11 protein-coding genes are annotated in these 13,101 nt (G+C 58.8%); 10 read left to right on the plus strand and 1 reads right to left on the minus strand.

All coding sequences use genetic code 11. The annotated features are described in order from the left end of the window. Nucleotides 1-73 precede the first annotated feature (73 nt). The 6 genes from dnaJ to AOA62_RS01460 all read left to right on the plus strand — a co-directional run bounded on the left by dnaJ (nt 74) and on the right by AOA62_RS01460 (nt 7,643). Nucleotides 74-1,198 carry a molecular chaperone DnaJ gene (gene dnaJ / locus AOA62_RS01435; RefSeq protein WP_099547636.1) on the plus strand — a complete coding sequence of 375 codons (1,125 nt, stop codon included), beginning with the start codon at nt 74-76 and terminating at the stop codon, nt 1,196-1,198. A gap of 10 nt (nt 1,199-1,208) precedes the next feature. Next, a complete protein-coding gene (gene dapB / locus AOA62_RS01440) occupies nt 1,209-2,015 on the plus strand; it encodes a 4-hydroxy-tetrahydrodipicolinate reductase (protein WP_017139261.1) in 807 nt (268 codons plus the stop codon). 258 nt (nt 2,016-2,273) lie between these two features. Then, nucleotides 2,274-3,410: a glutamine-hydrolyzing carbamoyl-phosphate synthase small subunit gene (gene carA, locus AOA62_RS01445; RefSeq protein WP_017139260.1), complete on the plus strand. Its 1,137-nt coding sequence runs from the start codon at nt 2,274-2,276 to the stop codon at nt 3,408-3,410. A gap of 105 nt (nt 3,411-3,515) precedes the next feature. Continuing rightward, a complete protein-coding gene (gene carB, locus AOA62_RS01450) occupies nt 3,516-6,737 on the plus strand; it encodes a carbamoyl-phosphate synthase large subunit (protein ID WP_017139259.1) in 3,222 nt (1,073 codons plus the stop codon). Then, nucleotides 6,734-7,210 (plus strand): transcription elongation factor GreA, encoded by a 477-nt coding sequence (greA, locus tag AOA62_RS01455; RefSeq protein WP_017139258.1) that lies wholly within the window; start codon nt 6,734-6,736, stop codon nt 7,208-7,210. Before carB ends, greA begins: the two co-directional genes overlap by 4 nt. A 28-nt stretch (nt 7,211-7,238) precedes the next feature. After that, nucleotides 7,239-7,643, plus strand: coding sequence for a hypothetical protein (locus tag AOA62_RS01460; protein ID WP_026013857.1), 405 nt, complete (start codon nt 7,239-7,241; stop codon nt 7,641-7,643). A gap of 8 nt (nt 7,644-7,651) precedes the next feature. On the opposite strand, the gene AOA62_RS01465 is transcribed toward AOA62_RS01460, so the two are convergent. Continuing rightward, nucleotides 7,652-7,960, minus strand: coding sequence for a YhbY family RNA-binding protein (locus AOA62_RS01465; RefSeq protein ID WP_017139256.1), 309 nt, complete (start codon nt 7,958-7,960; stop codon nt 7,652-7,654). Between the two features lie 105 nt (nt 7,961-8,065). Between AOA62_RS01465 and rlmE the strand changes: the two genes are divergently transcribed. The 4 genes from rlmE (at nt 8,066) to glmM (ending at nt 13,041) form a co-directional block, all read left to right on the plus strand. Next, nucleotides 8,066-8,716 carry a 23S rRNA (uridine(2552)-2'-O)-methyltransferase RlmE gene (rlmE, locus tag AOA62_RS01470; RefSeq protein WP_099547637.1) on the plus strand — a complete coding sequence of 217 codons (651 nt, stop codon included), beginning with the start codon at nt 8,066-8,068 and terminating at the stop codon, nt 8,714-8,716. A gap of 200 nt (nt 8,717-8,916) precedes the next feature. Continuing rightward, nucleotides 8,917-10,827: an ATP-dependent zinc metalloprotease FtsH gene (gene ftsH / locus AOA62_RS01475; RefSeq protein WP_032865933.1), complete on the plus strand. Its 1,911-nt coding sequence runs from the start codon at nt 8,917-8,919 to the stop codon at nt 10,825-10,827. Between the two features lie 8 nt (nt 10,828-10,835). Further along, nucleotides 10,836-11,687, plus strand: a complete 852-nt coding sequence (gene folP / locus AOA62_RS01480) for a dihydropteroate synthase (protein ID WP_017139253.1) — start codon at nt 10,836-10,838, stop codon at nt 11,685-11,687. Nucleotides 11,688-11,703: 16 nt separating this feature from the next. Beyond that, entirely contained in the window at nt 11,704-13,041 is a 1,338-nt protein-coding gene (gene glmM, locus AOA62_RS01485) for a phosphoglucosamine mutase (RefSeq protein WP_017139252.1), read from the plus strand. Nucleotides 13,042-13,101: the final 60 nt, after the last annotated feature.

The following is a 13,101-nucleotide window of genomic DNA, read 5'->3' on the forward strand; positions in this document are numbered from 1 at the left end:
CTGTATTGGGGCTCAACGAGTTCGGCAAGGCTCAGGAGGGCCGGGCTGAACGTCCTTAAGAGTGCAAAGACTTATGGCAAAGCGTGACTATTACGAAGTGTTGGGTGTGGAGCGCAGCTCCAGCGAGGCGGACCTGAAAAAGGCTTACCGTCGCCTGGCGATGAAGCACCACCCGGACCGTAATCCGGATAGCAAAGAATCCGAAGAGATGTTCAAAGAGGCCAATGAGGCCTACGAATGCTTGTCTGATTCCAGTAAACGCGCGGCCTACGACCAGTATGGTCATGCCGGTGTCGACCCGAGCATGGGTGGCGGCGGTGCCGGTTTTGGTGGTCAGAACTTCTCCGATATTTTCGGCGACGTGTTCAGCGACTTCTTTGGTGGCGGCCGTGGCGGTCAGCGCGGCGGTGCCCAGCGTGGCAGTGACTTGCGTTACACGCTGGAGCTGAACCTGGAAGAGGCTGTGCGCGGTACCACGGTCAATATCCGTGTACCGACACTGGTCAATTGCAAGCCGTGCGACGGTTCGGGGGCCAAGAAGGGGTCCTCGCCGATTACCTGTCCGACCTGTGGCGGTATTGGCCAGGTGCGCATGCAGCAGGGCTTCTTCTCGGTGCAGCAGACCTGCCCGCGCTGCCATGGCCAGGGCAAGATCATTTCCGATCCGTGCGACTCCTGCCACGGCGAAGGTCGTGTCGAAGAGTACAAGACCCTTTCGGTGAAAGTGCCGGCGGGTGTTGATACCGGTGACCGTATTCGCCTGTCTGGCGAAGGCGAGGCGGGCACTCAAGGTGGCCCGACGGGCGACCTGTACGTGGTGATCAATGTGCGTGAGCACTCGATCTTCCAGCGTGATGGCAAGCACCTGTTCTGCGAAGTGCCGATCAGCTTTGTCGACGCGGCATTGGGTGGTGAGCTGGAAATTCCGACCCTTGATGGTCGGGTCAAGCTCAAGATCCCGGAAGGCACCCAGACCGGCAAGCAGTTCCGTATCCGTGGCAAAGGCGTTGCGCCGGTGCGCGGTGGCGGTGCTGGCGACTTGATGTGCCGTGTGGCGGTGGAAACGCCGGTCAATCTGGGTCGCCGTCAACGCGAACTGCTTGAAGAGTTCCGCAGCTCGTTGGAAGGCGATGACTCCCATTCGCCGAAAACTACCGGCTTCTTCGATGGCGTGAAGCGCTTCTTCGGCGACTTGTAAGGACGTGAATATGCGACGTATAGCCGTAATGGGCGCTGCCGGGCGCATGGGCAAGACGCTGGTCGAGGCGGTGCAGCAGCGCTCGCCGGCCTCCGGGCTGACGGCGGCGATTGTTCGCCCCGGCAGCACGCTGATCGGTGCGGACGCCGGTGAGCTGGCCTCGCTGGGTCGCATCGGCGTTTCGTTGTCGGGCAACCTGGAGCAGGTGGCTGACGAGTTTGATGTGCTGATCGACTTCACCTTGCCGGAAGTGATGCTGAAAAACCTGGCGTTCTGCCGCAAGGCTGGCAAGGCCATGGTCATCGGCACCACAGGCTTGAATGCAGAGCAGAAGCAGTTGCTGGTGGAGGCGGGCAAGGATATTCCGATCGTCTTCGCCGCCAACTTCAGCGTCGGCGTGAACTTGTCGCTCAAGTTGCTGGACCTGGCCGCGCGCGTGTTGGGTGATGAGGCGGATATCGAGATTATCGAGACCCACCATCGCCACAAGATCGATGCACCGTCGGGTACTGCGCTGCGCATGGGTGAGGCGATTGCCGATGCCCTGGGGCGCGACCTGTCTAAAGTCGCTGTTTACGGGCGTGAAGGCCATACCGGTGCGCGTGCCCATGACACCATCGGCTTTGCCACTGTGCGCGGTGGTGATGTGGTGGGTGATCACACCGTGCTGTTTGCAAGTGAAGGCGAGCGCCTGGAGATCACGCACAAAGCCTCCAGCCGCATGACATTTGCCAAGGGTGCGGTGCGTGCGGCGCTCTGGCTGGAAGGTCGTGAGCCTGGTCTGTATGACATGCGCGACGTGCTGGATCTGCACTAAGAGTAGCCAAAACCGGGCCTCAAGCTTATGCTTAGGCCCCGTTTTTACCCGCTAGGCGACGTCCTGTCGCATTCCCCTGCCTTTAAGGCTCATTAGCGGTGGACCAAAAAAGCCTTTTTCTGTAAGCTACAGCTTTAGTGTGTCCACTAAAAGCGCGCAGAATAATTCAGTGAAGAAGCGGGGTGACGTGTCCATACGTCACTCCGCTTTTTTACAACCTGCGATCGCCCTTTCAGGCTTTATTTACGGGAGGTCTTCTTGACTAAGCCAGCCATACTCGCCCTTGCTGATGGCAGCATTTTTCGCGGCGAAGCCATTGGAGCCGACGGTCAAACCGTTGGAGAGGTAGTGTTTAACACTGCCATGACCGGCTATCAGGAAATCCTTACCGATCCTTCCTACGCCCAGCAAATCGTTACCCTGACCTATCCGCACATCGGCAACACCGGTACTACACCGGAAGACGTCGAGTCTGATCGTGTCTGGTCGGCCGGTCTGGTCATTCGTGATCTGCCACTGGTTGCGAGCAACTGGCGTAACACGATGTCGCTGTCCGATTACTTGAAAGCCAACAATGTTGTGGCGATCGCCGGTATCGATACGCGTCGCCTTACACGCATCCTGCGTGAAAAAGGCTCGCAGAACGGCTGCATCATGGTCGGTGACAATATCTCCGAAGAGGCGGCGATTGCCGCTGCCCAAGGCTTCCCTGGCCTGAAGGGCATGGACCTGGCGAAAGTTGTCAGCGTCAAAGAGAAGTACGAGTGGCGCTCCACTGTCTGGGACTTGAAGACCGACAGTCACGCGACCATCGACGCCAGCGAGCTGCCATACCATGTTGTGGCCTACGACTACGGCGTGAAGTACAACATCCTGCGCATGCTGGTTGAGCGCGGCTGCCGCGTGACCGTGGTGCCGGCGCAAACGCCTGCGAGCGATGTGCTGGCCCTGCAACCGGACGGCGTGTTCCTGTCCAACGGCCCGGGTGACCCTGAGCCATGCGACTACGCCATCCAGGCCATCAAGGACGTGCTGGAAACCGAGATTCCGGTATTCGGTATCTGCCTCGGTCACCAGCTGCTGGCCCTGGCGTCCGGCGCCAAGACCCTGAAAATGGGCCACGGCCACCACGGTGCCAACCACCCGGTACAAGACCTGGACACCGGCGTTGTGATGATCACCAGCCAGAACCACGGTTTTGCGGTGGATGAAGCAACCTTGCCGAGCAACGTTCGCGCCATTCACAAGTCGCTGTTCGACGGCTCCTTGCAAGGCATCGAGCGCACCGACAAGAGCGCGTTCAGCTTCCAGGGCCACCCTGAAGCCAGCCCTGGCCCGAACGACGTAGCGCCGCTGTTCGACCGTTTCATCAATGAGATGGCCAAGCGACGCTGACTGAGAGGCCTGCGGGCGGCCCCGTACCTCGGTGGCCCCCGCAGGCTCTTCAACGATTGTTCAAGACGGCTTGCCGACTGACCTGCGGATTTGAGTGACAAACCCATGCCAAAACGTACAGACATAAAAAGCATCCTGATTCTCGGCGCTGGCCCGATCGTGATCGGCCAGGCTTGCGAATTCGACTACTCCGGCGCCCAGGCTTGTAAGGCCCTGCGCGAAGAGGGTTACCGCGTCATCCTGGTGAACTCCAACCCGGCCACCATCATGACCGACCCGGACATGGCCGACGCCACTTACATCGAACCGATCAAGTGGCAGACCGTTGCCAAGATCATCGAGAAAGAGCGTCCCGACGCGCTGCTGCCGACCATGGGTGGCCAGACCGCACTCAACTGCGCCCTGGACCTGGAGCGCGAAGGCGTTCTGGAGAAGTTCGGCGTAGAGATGATTGGCGCCAACGCCGACACCATCGACAAGGCTGAAGACCGTTCGCGTTTCGACAAGGCCATGAAGTCCATCGGCCTTGACTGCCCGCGCTCCGGTATTGCCCACAGCATGGAAGAGGCCAACGCGGTTCTCGAAAAGCTGGGCTTCCCGTGCATCATTCGTCCGTCCTTCACCATGGGCGGCACCGGTGGCGGTATTGCTTACAACCGTGAAGAGTTCGAAGAAATCTGCGCCCGTGGCCTGGACCTGTCGCCGACCAAAGAGCTGCTGATCGACGAATCCCTGATCGGCTGGAAAGAGTACGAGATGGAGGTTGTCCGCGACAAAAAGGACAACTGCATCATCGTCTGCTCCATCGAAAACTTCGACCCGATGGGCGTGCACACCGGCGACTCGATCACCGTTGCTCCGGCGCAGACCCTGACGGACAAGGAATACCAGATCATGCGTAACGCCTCGTTGGCGGTACTGCGTGAGATCGGCGTTGAAACCGGCGGTTCCAACGTTCAGTTCGGTATCTGCCCGGACACCGGTCGTATGGTCGTGATCGAGATGAACCCGCGTGTGTCGCGTTCTTCGGCACTGGCTTCGAAAGCGACCGGCTTCCCGATTGCGCGCATCGCCGCCAAGTTGGCGATCGGTTACACCCTGGACGAGCTGCAAAACGAAATCACGGGCGGCGCTACACCGGCGTCTTTCGAGCCGTCCATCGACTACGTCGTGACCAAGCTGCCGCGCTTTGCCTTCGAGAAGTTCGCCAAGGCCGACGCACGCTTGACCACTCAGATGAAGTCGGTTGGCGAAGTAATGGCCATCGGCCGGACCTTCCAGGAATCCCTGCAGAAAGCCCTGCGCGGCCTGGAAGTGGGTGTTTGCGGCCTGGATGAAAAGCTCGACCTGAGCAACCCGGAAAGCATGAGCGTGCTCAAGCGCGAGCTGACCGTGCCGGGCGCCGAGCGTATCTGGTACGTGGCCGATGCTTTCCGCGCGGGTATGACCGTCGAACAGATCTTCGGCATGAACATGATCGATCCGTGGTTCCTGGTGCAGATCGAAGATCTGATCAAGGAAGAAGAGAAGGTCAAGACCCTCGGTCTGTCCTCTATCGACCGCGACCTGATGTTCCGCCTCAAGCGCAAAGGTTTCTCCGATCAGCGTCTGGCCAAGCTGCTGGGTGTGACCGAGAAGAACCTGCGCACCCACCGCCACAAGCTGGAAATCTTCCCGGTCTACAAGCGCGTTGATACCTGCGCGGCCGAGTTCGCCACCGACACCGCGTACCTGTACTCCACTTACGAGGAAGAGTGCGAGGCCGCGCCGTCGGGCCGCGACAAGATCATTATCCTGGGCGGCGGTCCGAACCGTATTGGCCAGGGTATCGAGTTCGACTACTGCTGCGTACACGCCGCCCTCGCGCTGCGCGAAGACGGGTACGAGACCATCATGGTCAACTGCAACCCGGAAACTGTTTCGACTGACTACGACACTTCCGACCGTCTGTACTTTGAGCCGGTAACCCTGGAAGACGTGCTGGAAATCTGCCGCGTCGAGAAGCCGAAAGGCGTGATCGTGCAGTACGGCGGCCAAACCCCGCTGAAGCTGGCGCGTGCCCTGGAAGCGGCCGGCGTGCCGATCATCGGCACCAGCCCTGACGCCATCGACCGTGCCGAAGACCGTGAGCGCTTCCAGCAAATGGTCGAGCGCCTGAACCTGCGTCAGCCGCCAAACGCCACCGTGCGCAGCGAAGACGAAGCCATCCGCGCCGCCAGCAAGATTGGCTACCCGCTGGTGGTGCGTCCGTCCTACGTATTGGGCGGCCGGGCGATGGAAATCGTCTACGAAGAAGAAGAACTCAAGCGCTACCTGCGTGATGCGGTGAAAGTGTCGAACGACAGCCCGGTGCTGCTGGACCACTTCCTCAACTGCGCCATCGAAATGGACGTGGATGCGGTGTGCGACGGTACCGACGTAGTCATCGGCGCGATCATGCAGCACATCGAACAGGCTGGCGTTCACTCCGGTGACTCCGCTTGCTCGCTGCCGCCGTACTCGCTGCCAGCGCACATCCAGGACGAGATGCGCGAACAGGTCAAGAAAATGGCCTTGGAACTGGGCGTGGTCGGCCTGATGAACGTTCAGTTGGCGCTGCAAGGCGAAGACATCTACGTCATCGAAGTGAACCCGCGTGCTTCGCGTACCGTGCCATTTGTTTCCAAGTGCATCGGTGTGTCCCTGGCCATGATCGCTGCCCGCGTGATGGCGGGTAAGACCCTGAAGGAAATCGGCTTCACCAAGGAAATCATTCCTAACTTCTACAGCGTGAAAGAGGCGGTGTTCCCATTCGCCAAATTCCCTGGTGTGGACCCGATCCTGGGCCCAGAGATGAAGTCCACCGGTGAAGTAATGGGCGTGGGCGATACCTTCGGTGAAGCATTCGCCAAGGCCCAGATGGGCGCCAGCGAAGTGCTGCCGACCGGCGGTACTGCGTTTATCAGCGTGCGTGATGATGACAAACCACTGGTTGCAGGCGTGGCCCGTGATCTGATCAACTTGGGCTTTGAAGTCGTGGCAACTGCCGGGACCGCCAAGCTGATCGAAGCTGCCGGCCTGAAAGTACGTCGCGTGAACAAGGTGACGGAAGGCCGTCCGCACGTGGTCGACATGATCAAGAATGACGAAGTCACGCTGATCATCAACACCACCGAAGGTCGCCAGTCGATCGCGGACTCCTACTCCATTCGTCGTAATGCCTTGCAGCACAAGATCTACTGCACCACCACCATTGCTGCTGGCGAAGCCATCTGCGAAGCGCTCAAGTTCGGTCCGGAAAAGACCGTGCGTCGCTTGCAGGATCTACACGCAGGATTGAAGGCATGACCAAATACCCAATGACCGTTCAGGGCTTCAAGGCCCTGGAAGAGGAGCACGCCCATCTGACCAAGGTCGTCCGCCCGAAGCTGAGCCAGGACATCGGTACGGCCCGCGAGCTGGGTGACTTGAAGGAAAACGCCGAATACCACGCTGCTCGAGAGCAGCAGGGTATGGTTGAGGCGCGGATCCGTGATATCGAAGGCCGCCTGCAGAACTCGGTGGTGATCGACGTAACGACCATTCCTAAAACCGGCAAGGTGATTTTCGGCACCACCGTGGAAATCGCCAACGTCGAAACGGACGAAAGCGTGGTTTACCACATCGTCGGTGAGGACGAGGCTGACTTCAAGCTCGGCAAGATCTCCGTCGGTTCGCCACTGGCCCGCGCCTTGATTGCCAAGGAAGAGGGTGATGTGGTGACCGTTAAGACGCCAGGTGGCGTTACCGAGTACGAGATTGTTGAAGTTCGTCACGTCTGAAAGGCGGCGCCCGCTTCGTGCGGGCGCCATGCTTTGGCAGCTCGCCCAGATGCTTTGGGTGGGTGGCCTATGGTTGTTGCACATCGGTGTGCTGCCGGTGTTGGGCCTGATTGGCTTGGCACCGCTGCTGATCGATGAGCTCAACGGAATGCTGAGTGCGCTGCTGGTGGGTTTTTCAGCGGCGTGCGTGACGCTCCAGGCATTGGTGCTGGTCAAGACCGAGGGTTTGAGGAGCTTGTGGCGGGATATTCGCGGCCAACTGCTGTTGATGGCGCTGTATGCGTGCGCAATGTTTTGCGTGGTGCATGTGTGGCTGCCGCAAGCGTTGCGCTGGCAGCTATTCAGCTATCTTGTGCTAGGGTTCTCCGGCCTGGTGCTGGTTATACAGCCGGCACCGGGATGGAGCGGCGGGGCGCGCGAAGCACGCCCGTGACCCTTGTATTACTTGAAGCGGTGTACGTTCGACAGCTGCTTGTTGACGCTGAAGTTCTTGCGATACAGCAGTGCCATCTTGCCGATGACCTGTACCAGGTCCGCTTTGCCGACCTTGCACAGTTCTGCAATGGCGGCCAAACGCGCTTCGCGGTCAAGGATGTTGACCTTGATCTTGATCAGTTCATGATCGCCCAATGCGCGTTCCAGTTCGGCTAACACACCTTCAGTCAAACCGTTGTCTGCCACAATCAGAACTGGTTTCAGATGGTGGCCAATGGATTTGTACTGTTTCTTCTGCTCTTGAGTGAGCGGCATAATCTGACCCCTGCGTCTGATCTTGTAAAAAGCGGCGGCCAGTTTACCCGAGCGAGTCCGGGACCGCCCAGTTAATCACGACCCGTTTTATTTTCGAGGTGGCCCGTGGCCCGTTCCAAAACCAGCCTTAAGTGGCTACAAGAACATTTCAACGATCCTTACGTCAAAAAGGCGCAAAAGGACGGCTACCGTTCCCGGGCCAGCTACAAACTGCTGGAGATCCAGGACAAGGATAAATTGATTCGTCCAGGCATGAGCGTTATCGACCTTGGCGCAGCCCCTGGTGGCTGGTCCCAAGTGACCAGTCGTCTGATTGGTGGGCAAGGTCGATTGATCGCTTCAGACATCCTTGAGATGGACAGCATCCCGGATGTGACCTTTGTACACGGCGACTTCACCCAGGATACGGTGTTGGCCGAGATCCTTGAGGCTGTGGGAAATTCGCAGGTAGACCTTGTGATTTCCGACATGGCCCCCAATATGAGTGGATTACCGGCCGTTGATATGCCGCGAGCCATGTTCCTGTGCGAGTTGGCACTGGATCTGGCGGGTCGGGTTTTGCGTCCCGGTGGTGATTTCCTGGTGAAAGTCTTCCAGGGCGAAGGTTTTGACGAGTACCACAAGAAGATTCGCAAATTGTTCGACAAGGTACAGACGCGCAAACCAGACTCTTCGCGAGACCGGTCACGCGAGCAATACCTGCTGTGCCGCGGCTTCCGTGGTGTCGAAGGGGCGGAGAGCGAAGAGCGTTTTTGAGGAATTCGAGGAGGGCGATAGGTTTTTTTATATCGCTTTCGTCACGAAGCTTTACGAATATTGTGTAGTCAAAGTTTCACAAAGGGTTACAGACGGCGCCTGCCAGAGTTGTAGGTAATGTAGTAAGTTAGGCCGGTGAATATCATGCGAAGCGCGCGCCAGTAGCGGAGCTTGCTTCAGAGGGTAGTTAATTGAACGATATGGCAAAGAATCTGATCCTGTGGTTGATCATCGCGGCTGTCCTGGTGACGGTGATGAACAACTTCTCCAGCCCTAACGAGCCGCAGACCCTCAACTATTCCGACTTCATCCAGCAAGTTAAGGATGGCAAGGTCGAGCGCGTAGCGGTTGATGGCTACGTGATCACCGGCAAGCGCAACGATGGCGACAGCTTCAAGACCATTCGTCCGGCAATCCAGGACAACGGTCTGATCGGCGACTTGGTGGATAACCATGTAGTGGTTGAAGGCAAGCAGCCTGAACAGCAGAGCATCTGGACTCAGCTATTGGTAGCGAGCTTCCCGATCCTGGTGATTATCGCCGTGTTCATGTTCTTCATGCGCCAGATGCAAGGTGGTGCGGGAGGCAAGGGCGGGCCGATGAGCTTCGGCAAGAGCAAGGCGCGCCTGCTCTCTGAAGATCAGGTGAAAACCACCCTGGCTGACGTCGCAGGTTGTGATGAAGCCAAGGAAGAAGTCGGTGAGCTGGTTGAGTTCCTGCGTGATCCGGGCAAGTTCCAGCGCCTGGGCGGCCGCATTCCTCGCGGCGTGCTGATGGTCGGTCCTCCGGGTACCGGTAAAACCTTGCTGGCCAAGGCGATTGCCGGTGAAGCCAAGGTGCCGTTCTTCACCATTTCCGGTTCTGACTTCGTCGAGATGTTCGTCGGTGTTGGTGCCAGCCGTGTTCGCGATATGTTCGAACAGGCCAAAAAGCACGCACCGTGCATCATCTTCATCGACGAAATCGACGCCGTGGGTCGCCATCGTGGCGCCGGCATGGGTGGCGGTCACGATGAGCGTGAGCAGACCCTCAACCAATTGCTGGTTGAGATGGACGGCTTTGAAATGAATGACGGCATCATCGTCATCGCCGCGACTAACCGTCCCGACGTGCTCGACCCAGCGTTGCTGCGTCCAGGCCGTTTCGACCGTCAGGTTGTGGTGGGGCTGCCGGATATTCGTGGTCGCGAACAGATCCTGAAAGTACACATGCGCAAAGTGCCAATGGGTGACGACGTGGCTCCGGCCGTGATTGCCCGTGGTACGCCAGGTTTCTCCGGTGCCGACCTGGCCAACCTGGTCAACGAGGCTTCGTTGTTCGCTGCCCGTACCGGCAAGCGCATTGTGGAAATGAAAGAGTTCGAACTGGCCAAAGACAAGATCATGATGGGTGCCGAGCGCAAATCCATGGTCATGTCCGAGAAAGAGAAGCAGAACACCGCTTATCACGAAGCCGGTCACGCCATTGTTGGTCGCGTTGTGCCTGAGCACGACCCGGTCTACAAAGTGTCGATCATTCCTCGTGGCCGTGCGCTGGGTGTGACCATGTTCCTGCCGGAAGAGGATCGTTACAGTCTCTCCAAGCGTGCGCTGATCAGCCAGATCTGTTCTCTGTATGGCGGCCGGATTGCTGAAGAGATGACGCTTGGCTTCGACGGTGTGACCACCGGTGCTTCAAACGACATCATGCGTGCCAGCCAGATTGCGCGGAACATGGTGACCAAGTGGGGGTTGTCGGAAAAACTCGGTCCTTTGATGTATGCCGAGGAAGAAGGCGAAGTGTTCCTGGGTCGTGGTGGCGGCGGTCAAGCTGCCAGCTTCTCGGGTGAGACGGCCAAGCTGATCGACTCCGAAGTGCGCAGCATCATTGACCAGTGCTACGGCACGGCCAAGCAGATCCTGACGGATAACCGCGACAAGCTCGATGCAATGGCTGATGCGCTGATGAAGTACGAAACCATTGATGCCGATCAGATTGACGACATCATGGCGGGTCGCGCACCGCGTGAGCCTCGTGATTGGGAAGGTGGTTCGGGCACTTCGGGCACCCCGCCTGTGGTACAGAACGAACGTCCTGAAGCCCCGATCGGCGGCCCCGCAGCTGACCACTAAGGTTTGAAATGACTTCTGCGCTGTCCTCCACCCGGTTGCCTTGCGGCAACCGGGTTCTTGATTTGGCCCATACGCATGTCATGGGCATTCTTAATGTAACCCCCGATTCTTTTTCTGACGGCGGCCGCTTCAATCAGCAGGATGCCGCGTTGCGTCATGCCGAGGCGATGGTGGCGGCCGGCGCGACCTTGATTGATGTCGGTGGTGAGTCAACTCGACCGGGCGCTCGCGTGGTTTCTCCCTTGGAGGAGCTGGAGCGGGTCGCGCCAATCGTCGAGCGGATTGCCCGTGAGCTGGATGTGATCATCTCGGTGGACACCTCGACTCCCGCAGTAATGCGCGAGACAGCGCGCCTCGGTGCGGGGCTGATCAACGATGTGCGCTCCCTTCAGCGTGATGGCGCGCTGGATGCGGCGGCGGCAACCGGACTGCCGGTGTGCCTTATGCATATGTTGGGAGAGCCCGGCAATATGCAGGACAGCCCGCATTACGATGATCTGGTTGGTGAGGTGAGTGGGTTTCTTGCGCAAAGAATGACTCAATGCGCCAAGGTGGGCATCGCAGCCGAAAAGATTATCCTGGATCCCGGGTTTGGCTTCGCCAAGACCCTGCAACACAACTTGAGCCTGTTCAAGCATATGGAAGCTTTGCACGCCCTTGGTCGACCCTTGTTGGTCGGCGTGTCGCGCAAGAGCATGATAGGGCTGGCCCTGAATCGCCCTGTGGGTGAGCGGTTGTACGGTGGCCTGGCGTTGGCGGCACTCGCCGTGACCAAGGGCGCGCGTATTTTGCGGGTGCATGATGTCGCCGAGACGGTTGATGTGGTGCGCATGCTGGCCGCGGTAGAATCAGCCGAATAAGAATGATGGAGCACTTATGACTAAAAAATATTTTGGCACCGACGGTATTCGTGGTCGGGTCGGCGAATTCCCGATTACTCCTGATTTCATGCTCAAGCTGGGTTGGGCGGCCGGTATGGCGTTCCGCAGCATGGGCGCTTGCCGCATCCTGGTGGGCAAAGACACTCGCATCTCGGGTTACATGTTCGAATCTGCGCTGGAGGCGGGGCTGTCTGCCGCAGGCGCCGATGTCATGCTGCTGGGGCCCATGCCGACGCCGGCAATCGCTTACCTGACGCGTACCTTCCACGCTGAAGCCGGTATCGTGATCAGTGCCTCGCACAATCCCCATGATGACAACGGCATCAAGTTCTTCTCGGGCCAGGGCACCAAGCTGCCGGACGAGATCGAGCTGATGATCGAAGAGTTGCTGGACGCGCCGATGACCGTGGTTGAGTCCAGCAAGCTGGGCAAGGTCTCGCGTATCAATGACGCCTCAGGCCGTTACATCGAGTTCTGCAAGAGCAGTGTGCCGACCAGCACCAACTTTGCCGGCCTCAAAATTGTTGTCGACTGTGCTCACGGTGCAACCTACAAAGTGGCGCCCAGCGTATTCAAGGAGCTGGGTGCCGATGTGACGGTGCTGTCGGCCCAGCCAAATGGTTTGAACATCAACGATAACTGCGGCTCGACGCATATGGAGCAACTGCAGGCTGCTGTCCTGGCCGAGCACGCTGACCTCGGTATTGCCTTCGATGGCGACGGTGACCGCGTATTGATGGTGGATCACACCGGTGCGGTGGTTGATGGCGATGAGCTGTTGTTCATCATTGCCCGCGACCTGCATGAGCGTGACAAGCTGCAAGGCGGTGTGGTTGGCACGCTGATGAGCAATCTCGGGCTTGAGTTGGCCTTGGCCGAGCTTGGGATTCCGTTTGTACGCGCCAATGTCGGTGACCGCTATGTCATCGCCGAGCTGCTGGAGCGTAACTGGCTGGTGGGCGGAGAGAACTCGGGGCATGTGGTTTGCTTCCAGCACACCACCACGGGCGATGCCATTATTGCTGCGCTGCAGGTATTGCTGTCCTTGCGTCGTCGCAAAGAGAGTCTCGCTCAAGCGCGCCAGGCGCTGCGCAAGTGCCCGCAGGTTCTACTGAATGTGCGCTTTGCCGGTGGCGAAAACCCTATCGAGCACCCTGCTGTCAAAGACGCCTGCGAGCGTGTGACCCTTGCAATGGCTGGGCGTGGCCGCGTGTTGTTGCGCAAGTCCGGCACAGAGCCGCTGGTGCGTGTCATGGTCGAAGGCGAGGACGAAACACAGGTTCGCGGCCACGCCGAAGACCTGGCAAAACTGGTAACTGAAATTTGCGCCTGAATTCGGCTTGCCAGTGATGGTGTGGTTGGGTAACATCTGCGCCCACTTTGACCGACGAGG

It is taken from the genome of Pseudomonas sp. 2995-3 (assembly GCF_002742565.1).
GTDB classification, from domain to species: Bacteria; Pseudomonadota; Gammaproteobacteria; order Pseudomonadales; family Pseudomonadaceae; genus Aquipseudomonas; species Aquipseudomonas edaphica.